Source organism: Pseudomonas sp. nanlin1 (assembly GCF_045571515.1).
Taxonomy (GTDB): Bacteria; Pseudomonadota; Gammaproteobacteria; order Pseudomonadales; family Pseudomonadaceae; genus Aquipseudomonas.
The window spans coordinates 4,596,689-4,618,404 of the sequence record NZ_CP124218.1 but is presented as its reverse complement, the minus strand read 5'-3'; the positions used below and the strand labels follow the sequence as shown (position 1 = coordinate 4,618,404).

Here is a 21,716-nt window from a genome sequence, read left to right as displayed (position 1 = left end):
TCAAGGGCAGGCGCCGACCTGCCCCTTGGTCCCTCGCCGCGCTTAGGCCGTTTCGGCCGGCGAAACGATGCTGGTTTTGCCACCACGGGAGCGGCCCGAGCTTAGGTAGGCGGCAATCGATTCCTGGGTCACTTCGCCGAGGAAGACATTCTCGGCGTCCAGCACTGGCAGCCATGAGCGGTTGAACTCGTACATGCGCGACAGCAGGATGCGCAAGTGCTCGTCGTAGGCCGCCGTGGCGTTGAAGGCGCGCAGGAAGTCGGCGCAGCTGCCTTGCTGGCGGTGCAAGTCGCGGCGGCGCACATAGCCCATGGCTTTGTTCTCGCTGTCGGTCACCACGATATAGCGGCGGTCGTGCTCGTCCATCAAGTCCAGGGCCTCGGCCACCGGGGTTTCCGGGCTGACCGCCGGGGCGTTGTCGGCGGCGTCCTCGGCGCGTACCAGCAGCAGGCGCTTGAGGGTGCTGTCCTGGCCGACGAAGTTGCTGACGAAGTCATCGGCGGGGTGGGCCAGCAGGGTGTCGGGGTGGTCGACCTGAATCAGCTTACCGGCGCGGAAGATCGCAATCTTGTCGCCCAGTTTGATCGCTTCGTCGATGTCGTGGCTGACCATGATCACGGTCTTGTTCAGCGCGCGCTGCATCTCGAAGAACTCGTTCTGGATCATTTCCCGGTTGATCGGGTCGACCGCACCGAACGGTTCGTCCATCAACAACAGCGGCGCATCGGCCGCCAAGGCGCGAATTACGCCGATCCGTTGCTGTTGGCCACCGGACAACTCGCGGGGGTAGCGATTGAGGTACTGCTTGGGTTCCAGCTTGATCATGCTCATCAACTCGCGGGCGCGGTCGTGGCATTTCTGTTTGTCCCAGCCGAGCAGGCGCGGGACCACCGTGATGTTTTCTTCGATGGTCATGTTCGGAAACAAACCGATCTGCTGGATCACGTAGCCGATGTTGCGGCGCAGAGTCACTTCGTCCAGGCCGGTGGTGTCTTCGCCGTTGATCAACACCTTGCCAGAGGTTGGCATGATCAAGCGGTTGATCATTTTCAAGGTGGTGCTCTTACCGCAACCCGACGGGCCGAGGAATACGCAAATTTCGCCTTCATTGACGGTCAGGTTCACGGCGTCCACGGCGGTGGTGGTCTTACCGTTGGTGTGAAAAGTCTTGGTCAGGTTCTGAAGTTCGATCATTTGAGTAGTCCTTTTGGAGTCAGCGAGCGTTGCAGCCATTGCAGGAGCAGGTCGGCGATGATTGCCAACAGGCTGACCAGCACGGCGCCGACGACGAGCATCGACATGTCGCTACGGCTGATGGAAGTGAGGATAAGAACGCCCAGGCCACCGGCACCGATGGTGGCGGCGATGGTCATCACGCCGATGTTCATCACGACGGCGGTGCGCACCCCGGCCAGAATCACCGGCACGGCAATGGGCAGCTCGACCATGCGCAGGCGCTGGCCGAAGGTCATGCCGATACCCTTGGCGGCTTCGCGAATACCTGCTTCGACGCCAGTCAGCGCCAAGTAGGTGTTACGCATGATGGGTAACAAGGAATAGAGGAATACCGCGGTGATGGCCGGCAGTGGGCCAAGGCCCTGGCCAAACTTGGAATAGAAGGGCAGGAGCAGGCCGAACAGGGCAATCGACGGGATCGTCAGCAGCACAGTGGCGCTGGCTTGCAACGGCCCGGCCAGGGCTGGGAAGCGGGTCATGAAAATGCCCAGCGGCACGCCAGCGAGAATGGCCAGGGTCACGGCCACGCCCACGAGCATGATGTGCTCCCAGGTCAGTTGCAGCACCAATGGCCAGTCGAGATGGGAGAAGGTATCTAGGAAGTTCATGGCTTCTCCGGGGTGTTTTCAGCGTTGATCGGGTGGGCCTTGAGGAACTCGGCAGCCACGGCATTGGGGCTCTGGTGTTCGACATCGACCTTGGCATTCAGCTCACGCATGGTGGCGTCGTCCAGTAGCTCGGCCAGGGGCTTGAGTTGCGCCTCGAGGTCCGGATGCTTGGCCAGAAAGTCCTGACGTACCACGGGCGCCGCGGTGTAGTCGGGGAAGTAGCCCAGGTCGTCGGCCAGCAGCTTCAAGTGAAACGCGTTAAGACGCCCGTCCGTGGTGTACACCAATCCGGTAAAGACCTGGCCATTGCGCAGGGCGGTGTAGACCAACCCGCTGTCCATCTGGCGAATATCCTTGCGGGTAAACTTCAGGTCGTATTTTTTAGTCAGGCCCACCAGACCGTCAGAGCGGTTGGCGAACTCGGTGTCCAGCGCCAGGATGTGGTCTTTGTCCGGTTCGTCCATTAGCACTTTATTCAACTGGCTGATGGTGTTCACCTGTGGGTATTTGTCGGCGATTTCCTGCGGCAGCGCCAGGGCGTAGGTGTTGCTGAACCTGGACGGGGCCAACCAGACCAGGCCTTTCTTGGCGTCCAGCTCTTTGACACGGGCATAGGTGGCCGCGCTGTCGAGCTTTTCGTCGATATGGTTGTAAGACACCAGCGACACGCCGGTGTATTCCCACAGCATGTCCAGTTGCCCGGTTTCGTGGGCGCTACGCGCCAGGTTACTGCCCAGGCCGCCGGTGACTTTCACCTCGTAACCTTTGCTGTCCAGGTACTGCGCGGTCAGGGCGGCGAGTACGGTTTGTTCCGTGAAGACCCGTGCGCCAAGGCGGATCACGGGTTTTTCAGCGGCCTGAGCCACGCCCGAGCACAACAGGGCCAAGCCCAGTGCCAATAGTGATTTCTTCATCATAGGAATTCCTTCGCTCAGTGGGTCAGGCCACGTTCCAGCCAGACACGGCTGATCAGGCTGACGGCGGCATCGAGCAGTAGCGCGAGCAGGGCGGTGCAGGCTGCGCCCAGCAGCAATTGCGGCTGATTGTTCAAGGCGATGCCGGGGAAGATCAGGCTGCCAAGGCTGTTGGCGCCGATCAGAAAGGCCAGCGGTGCGGTGCCGACGTTTATCGCCAGGGCAACGCGCACGCCACCGACGATGATCGGCACGGCGTTGGGCAACTCCACTTTGAACAGCACCTGGCGTGGCGTCATGCCGATGCCCACGGCGGCCTCTTTCAGCGAGCCCTGGACGTTACGCAGGCCCTCATAGGTGTTGCGCACGATCGGCAACAGCGAGGCCAGAAACAACGCGAAAATCGCCGGCCCGCTACCGATCCCCAGAATACTCAAGGCAATTGCCAGTACGGCAAGCGGCGGGATGGTGTTGCCGATGTTGAAGAACTGCATAAAGCGCTCGGCACGCCCTTCCATACTCGGGCGGCTCAGAAAGATCCCCGCCGGCAGGCCGACGACCAAGGCGGCGATCATTGAAACAAACACCAGCATGATGTGGGCTTGCAGGTAGAACAGCAGATCGTCTTGGTAGTGCTCAATGGTACTGATGCCGATCCAATGGACCAGCAGGGCGACGAGCGCGATAACGACCACGCACCCCATTAACCCTTTGCCATAGCGATTAGCCACAGGCGGACTCCTTTATTTCAGTCGGCGACCCCTACCGTGGCTGGCGGCCTACGGTGGGTTCGCGAGAAGCAGCTCGCTGATAAAAGCCAGCCATAAACGCAGTTGCGCCAGGCTAAGGTGTTGATTTTGCAGTACCTGGCGCTCTATCGAATCAGGGAGTGGACGCCCCTTGGACGGAAAAGGTTCCCTCCTGCGACATTATTTGGCCATTCACGCAGGGGAGCGCCGGTGTCTACTTCCCGGTGCCCGTCGCGCGCAGACTTCGCCACCGTAGGCGCTCTCTAACAGCACAGGGCAGCGACCATGAAAATAACCCCACGCACCAGTTTTACGGCCAACATCAAATGTCAGGTGGACGGCTTCGAAGGCTTTTTGGATGCTTGCGAGTTCAGCTACTCCAGTCTTTCCGGCGTATTGGCCTCACGCTCTTCGAGCTACCTCACCCTGAACAATGTCTGCAACGGGTCGGAGCGCCGAGCAGAGCGCTGCGATTTTTATTTTCTCGGCATCCAGTTGGTCGGGGGGCCGGCCGTCTACCGGATTCTGACCCGCCACGATGGCCAGGATTGTGAAGTGTGCTTGGAGTCGACGGGCTGCTTTTTGACCCTCAGACCCTGCGCAGGGCACGCGCCGACCTACTGGCATATCCGCTTCAACGGCGTCATGAACGACCCCACCGAGCCTGGCAAGTACCCCGGCATGACCCTGCAGCGTTACAGCGGCGATGAAGACCCGCTCTTTTATGAAGAGCCCGGCAATGTCGACCCCGGCGCCGTCAGCAGCGAAGACTTCATCACACCCAGGGCGCGCTACGAGGCCGGAGCCTATTGGAATGCCTTTCTCAAAGCCGACGGTAGAGCTTGCGACCCCGTGTTCGTGGCGGACCTGTACGTGAAAAGGGTCGACAAAGAGCCATAGCGGCGGTGTGCATTTCCAAGTGCCCGGCGCAGGCAGTGCCCTGCAAGGTAGCTCGCTCATCGTTAGCCGAATGGAGTCGTTATGAGTATCTATACACCGTTTTCCTTTACCGCCACCGTGAAGTGCCAGACCCCAGGTTTTGAAGGGTTCCTCGACGTTCATGAGGTGCAAAGCTTCGACACTGCCGAGGGGGCCGTCGGCGCGCGGCAGACCTCCAATTACCTCACTGTGAACAATTTCTACAATTACAAAGATGTAGATCGTGCCGAGCGTTGCCAATTTCGCTTTGTCTGTGTGCGCGCTTTTAATGGGCGCCTGCTCTATAGCATTAACGTGCGAGCCACGGCTGGCGGGCTGGAGTGCGAAGTGGGGCTAAGCCCGCTGACGGGGTGGCTGAGCCTGAACCCATTGGATGGGCCGCCGACACGTTTGTGGTGCTTGTCTTGCCCCAACGGCAAACTTGCCCCTACCCAAACCGGTAAATTTCCTGGTATCACCCTGCTGCGCTACGATGGCCAAAGCGAGGGCGATTACGGCAACTGTGCAGCCTTGCCCAGCAAGGCCGCCGAGCGTTGCCTGTCGCCCCAAGGCCGTTACGATTCGGGAAAATATTGGAATGCCTTTTTAAAAGCCTCGGGCGGCGAGGGCGATCCGCGCTTCACGGCTGACCTGTATGTCACCAGCGTAGGGGGCTGATTGCCGTTCCGCTCCCCGGGGTAAGCGGCCCCATGGGCGACGATCCCCGGTTTCAGCCATGGGCGGATTTGAGCTATACTCGCCGCCCTTTTTTTGAATCTCCCTCCAGGCGATCTCCCATGACCCAACAGGCCGCCGAAGTCGCGAAGCGCCGCACTTTCGCCATTATTTCCCACCCCGATGCGGGCAAAACCACCATCACCGAGAAACTCTTGTTGATGGGTAAGGCTATTGCAATCGCCGGTACCGTGAAGTCGCGCAAGTCCGACCGCCACGCCACTTCCGACTGGATGGAAATGGAAAAGCAACGGGGCATTTCCATCACCACCTCGGTGATGCAATTCCCCTACCGCGACCATATGGTCAACCTGCTCGACACCCCAGGCCACGAAGACTTCTCCGAAGACACCTACCGTACCCTCACAGCGGTGGACTCGGCGTTGATGGTGCTCGACGGCGGTAAGGGCGTCGAGCCGCGCACCATCGCGTTGATGGATGTTTGCCGGTTGCGCGATACGCCGATCGTCAGCTTCATCAACAAGCTCGACCGGGACATCCGCGACCCCATCGAGTTGCTGGATGAAATCGAAGCGGTCCTGAAAATCAAAGCCGCCCCGATCACCTGGCCGATTGGTTGCTACCGCGATTTCAAAGGCGTTTACCACTTGGCCGATGACTACATCATCGTCTACACCGCCGGCCACGGCCACGAACGCACCGATGTCAGGATCATCGAAAAGCTCGACTCTGACGAAGCCCGTGCGCACTTGGGCGACGAGTACGATCGCTTCGTCGAGCAACTGGAGCTGGTGCAAGGGGCTTGCCACGAGTTCAACCAGGAAGAGTTCATCAATGGGCAACTCACCCCGGTGTTCTTCGGCACCGCGCTGGGTAACTTCGGCGTCGACCATGTGCTCGATGCGGTCGTCAATTGGGCGCCACGGCCGCTGGCCCGGGTGGCCAATGAGCGCACCGTGGAACCTGTGGAAGAAAAGTTCAGCGGTTTTGTGTTCAAGATTCAAGCGAACATGGACCCTAAACACCGTGACCGTATTGCCTTTATGCGCATCTGCTCCGGGCGTTACGAGAAGGGCATGAAGATGCACCACGTGCGCACGGGCAAAGAGCTGCGTATCGGCGATGCGCTGACCTTCTTCTCCTCCGAGCGTGAGCAGCTCGAAGAGGCCTATGCCGGCGACATCATCGGTTTGCACAACCATGGCACGATCCAGATCGGCGACACCTTCAGCGAAGGTGAAAGCCTCAGTTTCACCGGTATTCCGCACTTCGCCCCAGAACTGTTCCGCCGGGTACGCTTGAAAGACCCACTCAAATCCAAGCAATTGCGCCAGGGGCTGCAGCAGCTGGCCGAGGAGGGCGCCACCCAGGTGTTCTTCCCGGAGCGCAGCAACGACATCATTCTGGGGGCCGTGGGGGTCTTGCAGTTCGACGTGGTGGCTAGCCGCTTGAAGGGCGAGTACAAGGTCGAGTGTGCGTATGAGCCAATCACGGTGTGGTCGGCCCGCTGGATTGAATGCGCCGATAAGAAGAAGCTCGAAGAGTTTCGCATCAAGGCCGTGGAAAACCTGGCGTTGGACGGCGGCGGCCACTTGACCTACTTGGCCCCCACCCGGGTCAATCTGGCGTTGATGGAAGAGCGCTGGCCCGACGTGAAATTCCGCGCCACCCGCGAGCACCATTGATGGGCAACGGATCGGGGGCAATCCCCGATCCGTTATCAGCGATTGTTGTAGGTTTTTTTACCTTTTGATGTAGGCAGTTTCCTCTTTTGTAGGTCCTTCCCGCCTAGCCGCGACAGCCCCGAACAGGCTGTCTACCGTCTGCAAAAAGGCCAAGGAGGAACTTACCATGCATGACGCCCCACCCATTAGTTTGCTTGAGCGCTACTACGACCTGATCAGCGCCAGCGCTGGCCAGTTCACCCAGGCGAGCGCCGAGTTCGAGCCGGTCATGGCGCTGCCGGACCTCGACGTGCCCATGCGTCAGTTTCTCGCCCCGGCCTCTGCGCAGTTCTTCTCTCTGGGCCATTATCACGATGTGCCGCTGCGCTTGCTCGACCTGCGGCAAAACCCCGCGACCCAAACCAGCAAGACCTTCGCCGCGACCCTGATCGTGGCCCGCGCGGTGCGGCATATTCAAGACACCGGTGAGCCGGTGCTGCTGTTCTCGCCGTCCTCTGGCAACCAGGCAGTGGCCCTGCGCGATGCCGTACTGCGGGCGCTCCAGGCTGGTTTGGCAGAGCGCCATCACCTCCGGATAATCACCCTCACTCCGCAACAAACCGTCAACAAGCTGCGCCGCAGCGAGCTGTATGAATGCCCCGAGCTGCGTTTTCTCAACCCGGTGTTTGTACTGGAACACCCCACTGCCGAGTGGGTTAAACGGGTGGCAGAGGAGTTTAAGGTGCTCTATCACCTACGTGCCTCCACCGCACTGCGCCTGTGGCACGCCAAGTGCGTAGACAATTACCGCTTCGCCGACCAGGCCCGGGCTTTTTTCGATTTCGAATACGGTGATGCCTGGGACCTGGATCGTCGCACGCTGCACGTTCAAGCGGTATCCAGCGCCTGCGGCCTGCTGGGCTACTGCTCCGGTATCGATGCCCTACAGCGCGATGGTCGGCGCGTTGCCACCCCGGAATTTCTGCTGGTCCAGCACCTGGCCGGCAGTGACTTGGTCAAACACCTGCTCGGTGGGCAATTCGGCGAGCAGCAAACGCCGTTGTACGCGCCTACCGATCAGGGCTTGTGGGTGCAGGGGCGTTGCGCACACTTTCCGGCGAGCACCTGGAACCCCCATGAAACTCTGGAGCCCAGCCTCTACAGCCACGTGCCGCCGACTGCGGCGGAAATGACTGCGCGGGTGCGCAGCAATGGCGGGTCGGGCATTGTCGTGTCGTTGCATGAATGCCTGCAGCGCTACGGCGAGTGCGCCCGGCTGCTGGCCGACACACCCGTCAGGCTGCCCAATGACCCTCGGGAGTTGGGGGAGTGGTCGCTGGTCATGGCCCTGACCGGCTGCCTGAATGCCCTGGATCGCAATTTGGTGGTGGGCGTGGACAGTTGCACCGTGCACGCCAGCGGCAGCTACGCCCACAGCGACTACGCGTGCCTGCCCGAAGACGGCTACAGCCGCGTGCGGGATGCCGGTGAGATGCTCTCGTTGTTAAGCCAAACGTTGTTCTAGGTAGGAGGGGGCCGGGCGGCGCTCCGCTAGCCCCCGATCTTTTGATCTGGACCTGTGAAAAGATCGGGGGCAAGCCCCCTCCTACCAGCGTTTATAGAGCCTGCGTGCGGGAATGCCCGGGAAAATCGGGCCGTAGGAGGGGGCCAGCGTTGTGGTTAGAGGAACTGTTCCGCGTAATGGCAGGCGACTTTGCGTGTATCCACTGGCCGAAACTCTGGCACTTCGGTGCTGCAGCGCTCGGTGGCATATGGGCAGCGTTTGTGGAATGCGCAGCCTGACGGTGGGTTGAGGGGGTTGGGCAGTTCGCCGATGATCTTGATCTTCGGTTTCAGTGGGTCGGGCTTGATGGTCGGGGTGGCGGACAGCAAGGCTTGGGTGTAAGGATGCAGCGGGCGGGTGTAAAGGTCTTCCTTGGGGCCCATTTCGGCAGGGCGGCCGAGGTACATCACCAGCACATCGTCGGCCACGTGGCGCACCACCGCCAGGTTATGGGAAATGAACACGTAGGCGGTGTTGAATTCCTGCTGCAGATCCATGAACAGGTTGAGCACCTGGGCCTGAATCGACACGTCCAGGGCCGAGGTCGGTTCATCCGCCACTAACACCTTGGGTTGCAGCATCATAGCGCGGGCCAGGGCGATGCGCTGGCGTTGGCCACCGGAGAACATGTGCGGGTAGCGCTGGTAGTGCTCAGGGCGCAGGCCCACCTGTTGCATCATTGCCTGGACCTTTTCCCGGCGTTCGCTACGCGACAGCTCGGTGTTGATCAGCAACGGCTCGCCCAACTGGTCGCCTACCTTCTGCCGCGGGTTGAGCGAGGCATAGGGGCTCTGGAAGACCATCTGCACGTCTTTGCGCAATTGTTTGCGCTCGGCTTTGCTGGCGCCGTGCACTTCCTGGCCGGCGATTTTCAGCGAGCCTGAGGAAGGCTCCTCGATCAGGGTCAGCGCGCGGGCCAGCGTCGACTTGCCGCAGCCGGACTCGCCGACCACGGCGAGGGTTTTGCCGGCCTCCAGTTCAAATGAAACGCCGTTCAACGCACGTACGGTCGCGTGGCCTTTGAACAGGCCGCGAGAGACTTCGTAATGGCGGGTAAGGTCGCGGGCGGTCAGTACGACGCTCATCACGCCACCTCCTGGTTCAATGGGTAGAAGCAGCGGGCCAGGCTCTGGGCTTTAGGGTCCAGGGCCGGACGCTGGGTACGGCAGTTGTCTTGCACGTAAGGGCAACGCGGCGACAGCAGGCAGCCCTGGGGCCGGTCATAGCGGCCTGGGACGATGCCCGGCAGAGTGGCCAGGCGTTCGGCGCCTTCGCTGTGTTCGGGGATCGCTGCCAGCAGCGCCTCGCTGTAGGGGTGTGCCGGGATGTCGAACAATTGCGGCACGTGGCCCACCTCTACGGCTTGGCCCGCGTACATCACGCACACGCGCTGAGCGGTTTCGGCGACTACGGCGAGGTCGTGGGTGATCAGGATCAGGGCCATGTTGCGCTCTTGTTGCAGGCTGAGCAGCAACTCCATGATTTGCGCCTGAATGGTCACATCAAGGGCGGTGGTGGGTTCGTCGGCGATCAGCAGTTTCGGCTCGCCGGCGATGGCCATGGCGATGGCCACCCGTTGGCTCATGCCGCCAGACAATTGATGGGGGTAAGCGTCCAGGCGGCTTTCGGCGGCTGGGATCTCGACTTTTTTGAGTAATTCCAAAGCCCGTTGGCGCGCCGCTTTACCGGATAGGCCTAGATGCTGGCGCAGCACCTCTTCGATCTGGAAACCCACGGTGTAGCTGGGGTTTAGGGCGGTCATGGGGTCTTGGAAAATCATCGCCAGGTCTTTGCCCACCACTTTGCGCCGTTGGCGGCTGCTCAGCTTGAGCATGTCGTTGCCGTCGAAACGCAGGGTGTCGGCAGTCACCACACCCGGGGCATCGACCAAGCCCATCAAGGCCATCATGGTTACGGATTTGCCCGAGCCGGACTCACCGACGATGGCCAGAACTTCGCCTTCGTTGACATTGACATCCAGGCCGTCGACGACCGGGACTGCCTTGGCATCGCCAAAGCGTACGTTGAGATTCTTGATCTGTAGCAGTGACATGGGAATCTCCTCAGGCGGCATTCTTGAGTTTCGGGTCCAGCGCATCGCGCAGCCCGTCGCCCATCAGGTTGATTGCCAGCACGCTGAGCAAAATGGTCAGACCTGGCAGGCTCACGACCCACCAGGCACGTTCAATGTAGTCACGGGCCGAAGCCAGCATGGTGCCCCACTCAGGGGTGGGCGGCTGTACGCCCAGGCCCAGGAAGCCCAGCGCCGCAGCATCGAGAATGGCCGAGCTGAAGCTTAAGGTGGCTTGTACGATCAGCGGCGCCATGCAGTTGGGCAGCACGGTGACGAACATCAACCGTGGCAAGCTGGCACCGGCCAGGCGCGCGGCGGTCACGTAATCGCGGTTCAGTTCACCCATCACAGCCGCGCGGGTCAGGCGCACGTAGGAGGGCAGCGATACGATGGCGATGGCGATCACGGTGTTGATCAAACCAGGGCCGAGGATGGCGACGATCGCCACAGCCAGCAGCAGCGAGGGCAGGGCCAGCATCACGTCCATCAGGCGCATCACCACCGGGCCCAGGATACGCGGGAAGAAGCCGGCCAACAGGCCGAGGAAGATCCCGGGGATCAACGACATCACCACCGAGGCCAGGCCGATCAGCAGCGACAGGCGCGAGCCCTGAATCAAACGCGACAGCAAGTCGCGGCCGAGTTCATCGGTGCCCAGGATAAATTGCCATTGGCCACCTTCGAGCCACACCGGTGGAGTCAGCAAGAAGTCGCGGTATTGCTCGCTCGGGTTATGCGGGGCGACCCAGGGCGCGAACAAGGCGCAGAACACGATCAGCAACATAAAGCCCAGGCCAGCCACCGCGCCTTTGTTGCGGGAAAAAGCCTGCCAGAATTCTTTGTAGGGTGACGGGTACAGCAGGCTCTGGTCGATTTCCGTCGCCGGGGTAGGAGAAATGCTCATGGGGGCCTCTTAGCGCTGGTGGCGGATGCGTGGGTTGGCCAGGCCGTAGAGGATATCCACCACGAAGTTGACCAGGATCACCAGGCAGGCGATCAACAGGATGCCGTTTTGCACGACAGGGTAGTCACGGGCGCCGATGGCTTCGATCAGCCATTTGCCGATGCCCGGCCAAGAGAAGATGGTCTCGGTCAGCACAGCACCGGCGAGCAACGCGCCGACTTGCAGGCCAAACACGGTCAGGACCGGGATCAACGCGTTGCGCAGGCCGTGCACGAACACCACGCGGGCGGGCGACAGGCCCTTGGCGCGGGCGGTACGCACGTAGTCCTCGCGCAGCACTTCGAGCATCGACGAGCGGGTCATCCGCGCGATCACCGCCAGGGGAATGGTGCCCAGCACGATGGCTGGCAGGATCAAGTGATGCAAGGCGTCGAGCCAGGCGCCTTCGTCTTCGCTGAACAGGGTGTCGATCAGCATGAAGCCGGTCTTCGGTTCGATGTCGTACAGCAGGTCAATACGCCCGGAAACCGGGGTCCAGCCCAGGCTGACCGAGAAAAACATGATGAGGATCAGGCCCCACCAGAAGATCGGCATCGAGTAGCCCGCCAGGGAGATGCCCATCACCCCGTGGTCGAACAGTGAGCCGCGCTTGAGTGCGGCGATCACCCCCGCCAACAAGCCCAGAATGCCGGCGAAAATCAGCGCGGCGAGGGACAGTTCCAAGGTGGCGGGGAACAGGGCGGTGAATTCGGTCCACACGCTTTCACGGGTGCGCAACGACTGCCCAAGGTCGCCCTGGGCCAGGTTGCCGATGTAGTCGAGGTACTGCGCGTACAGCGGTTTGTTCAGGCCCAGGCGTTCCATGGCCTGGGCGTGCATTTCCGGATCGACCCGGCGCTCGCCCATCATGACTTCAACGGGGTCTCCGGGTATCAGGCGGATGAGCGCAAAGGTCAACAGCGTGATACCGAAGAAAGTGGGGATCAGCAGTCCCACACGTCGGGCAATAAAACTAAACATCTTTGTGCTACCTCAATCAGCCGGTTAGGCGCCAACCCCGGCCAGGCGGGGTACGCCTGGCCGGTGTTGGCCGGTGAACCGCTTATAAGCGATTCTTTATTTACTTCACCTGGGTGGTGGCGAAGTTATTGTTGGTCAGCGGGCTGACGTGAAAGCCCTCGACGTTCTTACGTACCACGGTGAACAGTTTCGGGTAGGCCAGGCTCAACCAGGGTTGCTCCTGTTGGAAAATCACCTGGGCTTTCTCATAGAGCGCGGCACGCTTGGCCGGTTCAGTCTCGCCACGGGCCTGAGTGATCAGGGCGTCGAAGTCCTTGTCACACCAGCGCGCGGCATTTTCGCCACTTTTTGCCGCCGCGCAACTCAAATTGTTGCCAACAAAGTTGTCTGGGTCACCGTTATCGCCCGCCCAGCCATAGAACGCCAGGTCGTGTTCACCTTGCTTGATGCGCTTGACCATTTCGCCCCATTCGAGAATGCGGATGTCGAGCTTGATGCCCACCTTGGCCAGGTCGGCCTGCAACAGTTGCGCGGCCAGCGCCGGGTTGGGGTTGGTCGGGCCGCCACTGTTGCGGGCATAGACAGTGAGGGTGGTGCCTTCCGGCACGCCGGCGTCTTTGAGCAGTTCGCGGGCCTTGGGAATGTTCTGCACCACGTCGGGTACATCATGATTGTAGCCGAGCAACGTCGGTGGATAGGGGCCGACGCCAATCACGGCATTGCCATCGCCAAACAGCGTCTTGACCAGGCCAGGCTTGTCGAAGGCCAGGGCGATGGCTTGGCGAACGCGTACGTCGCTCAAGTATTTGTGGGAGGTGTTCATGGCCACATAGGCGGTCATCAACGCTTCCATTTCTTCGACCCGAATATTTGGGTCCTTGCGAATCTGTGGGATGTCGTCAGGTTTTGGGTAGACCGCGATCTGGCACTCGTTGGCCTTGAGCTTCTGTACCCGTACATTGTTGTCGGTGGTGATGGCGAACACCAACGGGTCGGCCGGTGGTTTGCCTTTGTAGTAGTCCGGGTTGGCCTTGTAGCGGATCTGCGCGTCTTTGTTATAGCGCACCAGAATGAACGGGCCGGTGCCGATCGGCTTGGTGTTCATGTCGCCGGTCTTGTTGGCTTTGAGCAACTGATCGGCGTATTCAGCCGAGTAGATCGAGGCAAAGCCCATGGCCATGTCCCGCAGGAACGGCGATTCAGGGCGTTTGAGGACGAAGCGCACGGTGGCGTCGTCGACTTTTTCGATACTTTTGATCAGGTCTTGCATGCCCATGGCTTCGAAATACGGGAAACCCATGGGCGCTTTGTCGTGCCAAGGGTGTTTGGCATCGAACTGGCGCTGGAAACTCCACACCACGTCATCGGCGTTCATCGGCCGGGACGGTTTGAAATAGTCGGTGGTCTGGAATTTTACGCCTTGGCGTAGGTGAAAGGTGTAGGTGGTGCCGTCTGGGCTGACATCCCAGCTTTCGGCCAGGCCCGGCTGGGTGTCGGTGGTGCCCGGTTTGAAGTCAACTAAGCGGTTGAACACCGTTTCGGAGGCGGCGTCAGCGGTGGTCGCTGCCGTGTATTGGACAATGTCGAAGCCTTCAGGGCTGGCTTCGGTGCAGACCACCAATGGCTTGGCCGATACGCCCAGGGCGGTGCTCAGCAGCGCCGCGGTAATGGCAGCTCGTAGGGAAAGCTTGTTCATCGGAGTCCTCAGCTATCAATGGCGGAGGAACCCGGGCGACGTTGCCACCGCCCGGGTTCAGGTTTATAGAATGGTGAATGGAATGGTGGTGACGATGCGCAGCTCGTTGAGGTTGCCGTCGGCCTGGTTCTCGCTGGCCCGGTGGGTGCTGTAGGTAGCGCGCACGCTGGTGCTCTTCAATGGGCCGCTCTGCAGCGTGTAGGTGGTGCCGATGCCGTATTCGTAATGGTGCTCGCCATCTTGGTTATTCACCGCGTAAGCGGTGTCACGGTAGTGCGTACCGTCGATGCCCCAGCCACGTGCCGTGTAAACGTTGAATTTCAAGCCAGGTACGCCGTATTCGGCCATATTCAGACCGTAGGCGATCTGCGCGGACTTCTCGTTCGGGCCGTTGAAGTCCGAGAACAGCGAGTTGGCCAGGAAGATGCCGTTGGTTTCATGCAGGTAGTCGAAGTACTCGTTGCCGTTGACCTGCTGGTAAGCCAGGGTCAGGCTGTGGGCCTTGTGAGTACCGGTGAGCGACAGGCTGTAGGTGTCGTTGTCGATGTTGCCCATTTTCTTCTGGCCGGTATCGACAGTCTTGTAGTAGTTCAAACCTGTGGTCAGGCCGAACACATTGCTGTCGCCCCACTCGTGCACGGCGCCGAAGTAGTACTGGTTCCAGAAGTCCTTGACGCGCGAAGCATACAGGCTGGTGGTGAGGCTTTTAAACGGTTTGTAGCCGACCCCGGCCAGCACCACGTTATCGGTCTCGGTGCCCAGGTCACCGTATTCTGAGCGGAATTTGCTCAAGCCCTGTTCGGTCCGAGGTGACACGCGGTCGAACCCGGCGGCCTGGAAGGTCAGGTTGTCGAACTCTTCGCTGGTGACGTTGAAGCCCTCGAAGCTCGAAGGCAGTGCGCGGTTACCGATGGTCGCGACCATCGGCGTGTCCATGTTCATGCGCCCGGCGGTGAACACCGTGTTGGAGACCCGCGCCTTGATGTTGGCCAGGCCTAGCTTGCTCCACTGGCCGACCACGTTGCCGTTGCTGTCGCCCAGGGTGCGGTTGTTCGGTGCGGCCGTGCGGGCACGACCCTGTTGCAAAGCAACCACGTTGTACGCGGCCACTTCGGTGGCGATGCCCACCGTGCCTTGGGTAAAACCGGAGCTGTAGTTCAGGATGGTGCCCTGCACCCAGGTGTCGCGGCTGCTTTTGGTGGCAATGCTGCCATCGCTTTTACGATAGCGAAATGCCCCATCACGCTTTTGGTCTTCGTTGGAAAACCAGTTGCGGGTGGTCCCGGCCAGGCTCTGGCCTTCCAGAAAGCCTGTGGCTTCGCTTTGGGCGCTGACGGTTTTGAGGCTGATCGGGAAGAAGTCCTGGCTGGCTTCTTCGGCTTGGGCCACGGCCGATACGCTACTGATGGCCAGCGCGAGGGCGGCAAATTTACTTGGGGTCACGGGAAGCTCCTTGGTTTTAGTGTTGGCCGGTTTTTTTTCAGGGCCGGCTTATGTCTGCTCTGCAGATCCTTGGTAGGCCGCGGTGACCCGCGGCACTGGGTGGCGCGGTCAGTCTTTTACGCTGACGTTGGTAAACTGGTTGCGGCCAAATGGGCTGACCTGGAAGCCTTGCACCTTGACGCTCAGGGGCTGATTGACCGTGGAGTGGGCGATCGGCGTAATCGGCACCTGCGCCTTGAGCAGCTGTTGCGCCTGCTTGTACAGCACGCTGCGCTGCTCGCGGTCGTTGAGGGTCTTGGCTTTTTTGATCAGCGCGTCGTAGGCCGGGTCGCACCACATGGAGTAGTTGTTGCTACCGATGGCATCGCAACCGTAGAGGGTGCCCAGCCAGTTGTCGGGGTCACCGTTGTCGCCGGTCCAGCCGATCAGGGAAATGTCGTGTTCGCCGTTTTTGGTGCGCTTGAGGTACTCGCCCCACTCGTAGCTGACGATTTTCACGTTGAAGCCAATCTTGGCCCAGTCTGCCTGAAGCATTTCGGCCATCAATTTGGCGTTGGGGTTATAGGGGCGCTGCACCGGCATGGCCCACAGGGTGATTTCAGTGCCTGGTTTGACTCCAGCTTTGGCCAACAGGGCCTTGGCTTTTTCCGGGTCGTAGGGTGCGTCTTTGATGGTGTCGTCGTAGGACCACTGGCTGGGCGGCATGGCGTTCACGGCCAATTGCCCGGACTCTTGGTACACCGCCTTGATGATGGCCTGCTTGTTGACTGCCATGTCCATGGCCTGACGCACTTCAAGCTGGTCGAACGGCTTGTGGCGGATGTTGTAGGAGATGTAACCCAGGTTGTAGCCCGGTTTCTCGATCACCTGCAGGGTAGGGTCTTTCTTCAGGCCTTCGAGGTCGGCGGGGCGCGGGTTGATGGTGACCTGGCACTCGCCTTTTTTGAGTTTTTGCAGGCGTACCGAAGCGTCGGTATTGATGGAGAAGATCAACTGGTCGATCTTCACCTGCTCAGGTGCCCAATACTGTGGGTTGGCCTTGTAGCGGATCTGCGAATCTTTCTGGTAACGCTGGAACACGAATGGCCCAGTGCCGATCGGCTGCTGGTTGATATCGCTCGCTTTGCCGGCTTTGAGCAGTTGCTCGGCGTACTCGGCCGAGAGAATCGCGGCGAAGTTCATGGCGATGTTCTGCACGAACGCCGCATCCACCGAACGCAGCTTGAAGACCACCGTCAGCGGCCCGGTTTTCTCGACGCTGGCGATGTTTTTGTCCAGGCTCATGCCGACGAAATAGGGGAACTCGGTGGGGTAGGCCTTACGGAACGGCATGTCCTTGTCGAGCATGCGGTTGTAGGTGAACAACACGTCATCGGCGTTGAAATCACGGCTGGGGGTGAAGGTCTTGTTGCTGTGGAACTTCACCCCTTCACGTAGGTGGAAGGTGTAGGTCAGGCCGTCTTCGGAAATGTCCCAGCGGGTAGCCAGGGCGGGGATGACCGCCGTGCCGCCTTGTTCGAATTCGGTCAGGCGGTTGTAGATCGCCTGGCCGGCGTCATTGTCGGTCGAGGCGGTGTATTGCGCGTTATCGAAGCCGGCCGGGCTGCCTTCTGAGCAGAAAACCAGGCTATTGGCGGCGTGACTTGGCGATGCGGCGGCTAGCAGCCCTGCGCTGAGCAGGGCGGCGGAGAGGTGATTGAGACGCATGTCATTCCCTATGCTGTGGTGTCCGGAAGCAATGGCCCGGCAAGGTGCCGGTGTTGGTTTCGCAGGCCTGGAGGCTTACCGTTAGGCAGCGTTTCCATAGCGGATGAGCGGCGTTGAAACTAGTGCGCAGAGGCCGCGAATCAAAGCCGCAATTTCCCAAGTTCAAGTAGGAATATTCCGAAAAAACACGGACGCGCTGCCGCTGGGGCTGGCCCGCGTTCATCAGGAAGATTCGTACGAGACCGCCGCGCGACCTTCAGGCCGCGCGGCGCTGTGCTACTTGCCTACGCTCACGCCGTAGAAGGAGTTCAAGCCAAAGGGGCTGATCTTGAAATCTTTTACATTGGCACGCATGGGTTGGTAGACCGTGGAGTGGGCGATGGGGGTCATCGGCACTTGTTGCTTGAGCAACTGTTGGGCCTGCTTATACAGCTCGGTACGCTTGGCCTGGTCGGGGGTTGCTTTGGCGCTTTTGATCAACTTGTCGTAGTCGGCGTTGCACCATTTGGCGAAGTTGTTGCCTTGCACCGCGTCGCAGCCAAACAAGGTGCCGAGCCAGTTGTCCGGGTCACCGTTGTCACCACTCCAACCGATCAGCATTGCATCGGTTTCGCCGGCTTTGGCGCGCTTGATGTACTCGCCCCACTCGTAGCTGACGATCTTGGCCTTGATACCCACTTTGGCCCAGTCCGACTGCAGCATCTCAGCCATGAGCTTGGCGTTCGGGTTGTAGGGGCGCTGGACCGGCATGGCCCACAACTGGATTTCCGTACCTTCCTTGACCCCGGCTTCCTTGAGCAGGGCTTTGGCTTTTTCAGGGTCGTAGGCGGCGTCTTTGATGGTGGTGTCGTAGGACCACTGGGTCGGGGGCATGGCATTCACAGCCAGCTGGCCGGCACCCTGGTACACGGCGTCGATGATCTGCTGTTTGTTCACCGCCATGTCCAGCGCCTGGCGAACCTTGAGGTTGTCCAACGGCTTGTGGGTGACGTTGTAGGCGATGTAGCCCAGGTTGAAGCCTGCCTGGTTAGGCATCGCCAGGCTCTTGTCTTCGCTCAACGGCTTGATGTCGGCCGGGCGCGGGAAGGTGGAGACCTGGCATTCGTTTTTCTTGAGCTTCTGCATACGCACAGAGGCATCGGTGGTGATGGCGAAGATCAGGTTGTCGATCTTCACATCTTCAGGGTTCCAGTAGTCCGGGTTGCCTTTGAAGCGGATCTGCGCGTCTTTCTGGTAGCGCTGGAACACGAAGGGGCCGGTGCCGATGGGCTTCTGGTTGAGGTCGGCAGGCTTGCCTTCCTTCAGCAGTTTGGCCGCATATTCGGCAGACTGGATAGACGCGAAGCTCATGGCCAGGTTCTGGATGAACGCCGCGTCGACTGTTTTCAGGGTGAACTTGACGGTGTGCTCGTCGAGCTTCTCGACCTGGGTAATATTGGTATCCATGCCCATGTCGGTGAAGTACGGAAACTCGGTGGGGTAGGCCTTGCGAAACGGCATGTCTTTATCGAGCATACGGTTGAAGGTGAACAGCACGTCGTCTGCGTTGAATTCGCGGCTAGGCTTGAAGTAGTCGGTGGTGTGGAACTTTACCCCTTCGCGTAGGTGGAAGGTGTAGGTCAAGCCGTCTGGCGAAATGTCCCAGCGGGTAGCCAGGCCCGGAATGACCGAAGTGCCGCCACGCTCGAATTGGCTGAGACGGTTAAACATGGTTTCCGCCGAAGCGTCGAAATCCGTACCGGTGGTGTATTGGCCTGGATCGAAACCCGCCGGGCTGCCCTCGGAGCAAAAAACCAAGTTAGTCGCAGCATGGGCGAAAGGAGCGCTGGCCAGCAAGCCGGCGCCGAGCAGAAACGGAATGACCGCGTGTTTGAGCATGGTGGCCTCAGTTGTTGTCATTTTTAAGTTGAGGGCGACCTTGTGGGTCGACCTGCGGATACTTATGCAGGCCGCATACCCAAATCAAGACTTTAGGTGGGGTCAATCGATAAAGTGCGGTACGAACGTACAAGAATGTCGCATGAATGTAATAAGTTACGCAGTTGAACGTTTGCGCACGCTCATTTTGGTGCGTTCCCCGGCATAAATTGCGCCAATTGAGCGCAGTAGTGCGCTCAATTGGGGCATTTAGTATCACTTTGCCAGGCTGACCCCGTAGAACGGCGTGAGGCCAAACGGGCTGATTTTGAAGTCTTGTACTTCCTTACGCATCGGCTGGAAGACCGTGGAGTTGGCAATCGGCGTGATCGGTACCTGTTGCTTGAGGATCACCTGCGCCTGCTGGTACAAGCGCACCCGCTCGTCGCGGTCGCTGCTCAATTTGGCTTGCTGGACCAACTTGTCGTAGGCCGGGTCACACCATTTGGCAAAGTTGCTGCCTTTGACCGCCGCGCAGCTGTACAACACCCCGAGCCAGTTGTCGGGGTCACCGTTGTCCCCGGTCCAGCCATAGATCATCACATCGTGTTCGCCGGCCCGAGCGCGCTTCATGTACTCGCCCCACTCATAGCTGACGATATTGGCTTTGATGCCGATCTTGCCCCAGTCGCTTTGGATCATTTGCGCGGAAAGGCGCGCATTGGGGTTGGAGGCGCGCTGGACCGTCATGGCCCACAGGTTGATCGTGGTGCCTTCCTTGATGCCCGCTTCCTTGAGTAACGCTCGAGCTTTGGCGGGGTCGTAGGGGGCATCCTTGATCTTTGCATCGTAGGACCACTGCCCCGGCGGCAGAGCGTTTTGCGCCAGTTGCCCGGCGCCCTGATACACCGCTTTGATGATGGCCGGTTTGTCGATGGCCATATCCAACGCCTGGCGCACCTTCAACTGGTCAAGCGGCGCGTGGGTGGTGTTGTAGGCCAGGTAGCCCAGGTTGAAACCCGGCTGGCTCATGACCTTGAGGTTCGGGTCTTGTTTCATCAGATCGATGTCGGCGGGGCGCGGGTAGCCACTGACCTGACATTCGCCGGCTTTTAGCTTCTGCAAGCGCACTGCGGCGTCGGTGTTGATCGAGAAGATCAGGTGGTCCAGCTTGACGTCTTCGGGCTTCCAGTAGGCCCGGTTGGCGTCATAGCGGATCTGCGAATCTTTCTGATAACGCTTGAATACGAATGGGCCGGTGCCGATCGGTTTTTGGTTGATATCCCCGGCCTTGCCCTCTTTGAGCAACTGCGCGGCATATTCGGCGGACTGCACCGAGGCAAAGCTCATGGCGAGGTTTTGCACGAAGGCGGCATCGACCTTATTCAGCGCGAACACCACTGTGTGCTCATCGGTCTTGCTGATGGACTTGATGCTCTCGTTCAGGCCCATGTCGGTGAAATAGGGCGACTCCGATGGGTAGGCCTTGCGAAACGGATGCTCGGGGTCGAGCAGGCGCTCAAAGGTGAAGAGCACGTCGTCGGCATTGAAGTCGCGGGTCGGCTTGAAGTAATCGGTGGTGTGAAATTTCACCCCCGGGCGCAGGTGGAAGGTGTAGGTGAGGCCGTCGTCGGACACTTCCCACGATTTCGCCAGGCCCGCTTCGACTTCGGTTCCGCCACGCTTGAACTGGGTCAGGCGGTTGAACACGGTTTCGGCGGAGGCATCGAAGTCGGTGCCACTGGTGAACTGGCTGGGGTCGAACCCCGCTGGGCTGGCTTCAGAGCAGTACACCAGGGTACTGGCAGCCTGGGCAAACGGCGCACTGGCCAGTAGGCCGACAGCGAGCAACACGGGCTTTAGCGGGAATCGTTCCATTGAATTCTCTTGGGCTGAACAGGAAGGAAGACGCCAGCCCGGCATGGGCTGGCGCTATATCAACGAATCAAGGCATCTGCACTTCAATGCTGCCATCGGCACTCACACTGACTTCGCTGGTGCCTGCTTCGACTTCTGGAGTGACCGGGGCGGCGTCGCGGCTGGCTTTCATCATCATTGCCGCAGGCCGCGCATAGGGCTGCGGGTAGCCCGCGCTGTTGAGGTTCAGGCTGACGATTTTATAGGTGCTGCCGCCCAGGGCTTGGGTGGCGATTTGCGCGCGGGCCTTGAAAGCGTCCACGGCTTGCTTGATCAGGGCGTCTTCGCTGTCTTTGCGGGTTTTGCCGGAGATGCTGAAGTCCATGCCCGCCATTTTCAGGTCTTGCAGCAGTTCCCCGGTCAGTTTCGACAGCGCGGCGAAATCGGCGCTTTCCAGGCGCACCTCGGCACGCTCACGCCAGCCGGTGATTTTTTGGCCTTTCTCGTCATAGATGGGGTAGCTGTTGCGGCTGCCTTGGCGCACGGTCACGCCCTTGACTTCGCGGGCCTGGCCCAGGGCTTTATTCAAGGTAGTGCTGACCTGCGCGGCCAGTTTGGCCGGGTCAGCGTTTTGTTCTTCGCTGTAGAGGGTAACGCTCATCAAGTCGCGAGCGACTTCCTGGCTGGCCTCGGCGCGTAAGGACACTTGGTTATAGCGCGGCGCATCGTCGGCCAGGGCAGGCAGGCTGGCGAGTAAGCCCAGCCCAAGCAAGGTGGCGCTACGAAGAGGTAAGAACATGCAAAACTCC

At 60.1% G+C, this 21,716-nt stretch carries 18 protein-coding genes; 4 read left to right on the top strand and 14 right to left on the bottom strand.

What is annotated here, in order from left to right:
- Nucleotides 1-42 precede the first annotated feature (42 nt).
- From QCL65_RS21320 to QCL65_RS21305, 4 genes are read right to left on the bottom strand one after another with little or no spacing between them, the layout of a single operon-like run.
- Nucleotides 43-1,194 carry a betaine/proline/choline family ABC transporter ATP-binding protein gene (locus QCL65_RS21320; protein ID WP_407312327.1) on the bottom strand — a complete coding sequence of 384 codons (1,152 nt, stop codon included), beginning with the start codon at nt 1,192-1,194 and terminating at the stop codon, nt 43-45.
- On the bottom strand, nt 1,191-1,844 hold the full coding sequence (locus QCL65_RS21315; RefSeq protein WP_407312325.1) for an ABC transporter permease: 654 nt from the start codon (nt 1,842-1,844) through the stop codon (nt 1,191-1,193). Before QCL65_RS21315 ends, QCL65_RS21320 begins: the two co-directional genes overlap by 4 nt.
- Nucleotides 1,841-2,758 carry a glycine betaine ABC transporter substrate-binding protein gene (locus tag QCL65_RS21310; RefSeq protein WP_407316967.1) on the bottom strand — a complete coding sequence of 306 codons (918 nt, stop codon included), beginning with the start codon at nt 2,756-2,758 and terminating at the stop codon, nt 1,841-1,843. Before QCL65_RS21310 ends, QCL65_RS21315 begins: the two co-directional genes overlap by 4 nt.
- 17 nt (nt 2,759-2,775) lie before the next feature.
- On the bottom strand, nt 2,776-3,462 hold the full coding sequence (locus QCL65_RS21305) for an ABC transporter permease (protein WP_407316965.1): 687 nt from the start codon (nt 3,460-3,462) through the stop codon (nt 2,776-2,778).
- A gap of 330 nt (nt 3,463-3,792) precedes the next feature.
- Here QCL65_RS21305 and QCL65_RS21300 point away from each other — a divergent pair, with 330 nt between their 5' ends.
- The 4 genes from QCL65_RS21300 to QCL65_RS21285 all read left to right on the top strand — a co-directional run bounded on the left by QCL65_RS21300 (nt 3,793) and on the right by QCL65_RS21285 (nt 8,310).
- Nucleotides 3,793-4,407, top strand: coding sequence for a hypothetical protein (locus tag QCL65_RS21300; RefSeq protein ID WP_407312323.1), 615 nt, complete (start codon nt 3,793-3,795; stop codon nt 4,405-4,407).
- A gap of 81 nt (nt 4,408-4,488) precedes the next feature.
- On the top strand, nt 4,489-5,103 hold the full coding sequence (locus tag QCL65_RS21295) for a hypothetical protein (RefSeq protein ID WP_407312321.1): 615 nt from the start codon (nt 4,489-4,491) through the stop codon (nt 5,101-5,103).
- 119 nt (nt 5,104-5,222) lie between these two features.
- Nucleotides 5,223-6,806 carry a peptide chain release factor 3 gene (locus tag QCL65_RS21290; RefSeq protein WP_407312319.1) on the top strand — a complete coding sequence of 528 codons (1,584 nt, stop codon included), beginning with the start codon at nt 5,223-5,225 and terminating at the stop codon, nt 6,804-6,806.
- A gap of 166 nt (nt 6,807-6,972) precedes the next feature.
- A complete protein-coding gene (locus tag QCL65_RS21285; RefSeq protein WP_407312317.1) occupies nt 6,973-8,310 on the top strand; it encodes a DUF6002 family protein in 1,338 nt (445 codons plus the stop codon).
- A gap of 155 nt (nt 8,311-8,465) precedes the next feature.
- On the opposite strand, the gene QCL65_RS21280 is transcribed toward QCL65_RS21285, so the two are convergent.
- The 10 genes from QCL65_RS21280 to QCL65_RS21235 form a co-directional block, all read right to left on the bottom strand.
- On the bottom strand, nt 8,466-9,434 hold the full coding sequence (locus QCL65_RS21280) for a peptide ABC transporter ATP-binding protein (RefSeq protein WP_407312315.1): 969 nt from the start codon (nt 9,432-9,434) through the stop codon (nt 8,466-8,468).
- Nucleotides 9,434-10,402, bottom strand: coding sequence for an ABC transporter ATP-binding protein (locus tag QCL65_RS21275; RefSeq protein ID WP_407312313.1), 969 nt, complete (start codon nt 10,400-10,402; stop codon nt 9,434-9,436). Before QCL65_RS21275 ends, QCL65_RS21280 begins: the two co-directional genes overlap by 1 nt.
- Nucleotides 10,403-10,412: 10 nt before the next feature.
- Nucleotides 10,413-11,327 carry an ABC transporter permease subunit gene (locus QCL65_RS21270; protein WP_407312311.1) on the bottom strand — a complete coding sequence of 305 codons (915 nt, stop codon included), beginning with the start codon at nt 11,325-11,327 and terminating at the stop codon, nt 10,413-10,415.
- A gap of 9 nt (nt 11,328-11,336) precedes the next feature.
- The gene (locus tag QCL65_RS21265; RefSeq protein ID WP_407312309.1) at nt 11,337-12,347 is read right to left on the bottom strand and encodes an ABC transporter permease subunit; all 1,011 of its coding nucleotides are present in this window, start codon (nt 12,345-12,347) and stop codon (nt 11,337-11,339) included.
- A gap of 100 nt (nt 12,348-12,447) precedes the next feature.
- Nucleotides 12,448-14,043, bottom strand: a complete 1,596-nt coding sequence (locus tag QCL65_RS21260; RefSeq protein ID WP_407312307.1) for an ABC transporter substrate-binding protein — start codon at nt 14,041-14,043, stop codon at nt 12,448-12,450.
- Between the two features lie 63 nt (nt 14,044-14,106).
- Nucleotides 14,107-15,486, bottom strand: coding sequence for an OprD family porin (locus tag QCL65_RS21255; protein WP_407312305.1), 1,380 nt, complete (start codon nt 15,484-15,486; stop codon nt 14,107-14,109).
- A 108-nt stretch (nt 15,487-15,594) separates the two neighbouring features.
- On the bottom strand, nt 15,595-17,193 hold the full coding sequence (locus QCL65_RS21250) for an ABC transporter substrate-binding protein (RefSeq protein ID WP_407312303.1): 1,599 nt from the start codon (nt 17,191-17,193) through the stop codon (nt 15,595-15,597).
- Between the two features lie 276 nt (nt 17,194-17,469).
- Entirely contained in the window at nt 17,470-19,071 is a 1,602-nt protein-coding gene (locus tag QCL65_RS21245; protein WP_407312301.1) for an ABC transporter substrate-binding protein, read from the bottom strand.
- Nucleotides 19,072-19,326: 255 nt separating this feature from the next.
- Nucleotides 19,327-20,928: an ABC transporter substrate-binding protein gene (locus QCL65_RS21240; protein ID WP_407312299.1), complete on the bottom strand. Its 1,602-nt coding sequence runs from the start codon at nt 20,926-20,928 to the stop codon at nt 19,327-19,329.
- A 67-nt stretch (nt 20,929-20,995) separates the two neighbouring features.
- Nucleotides 20,996-21,706, bottom strand: coding sequence for an SIMPL domain-containing protein (locus QCL65_RS21235; protein ID WP_407312297.1), 711 nt, complete (start codon nt 21,704-21,706; stop codon nt 20,996-20,998).
- Nucleotides 21,707-21,716: the final 10 nt, after the last annotated feature.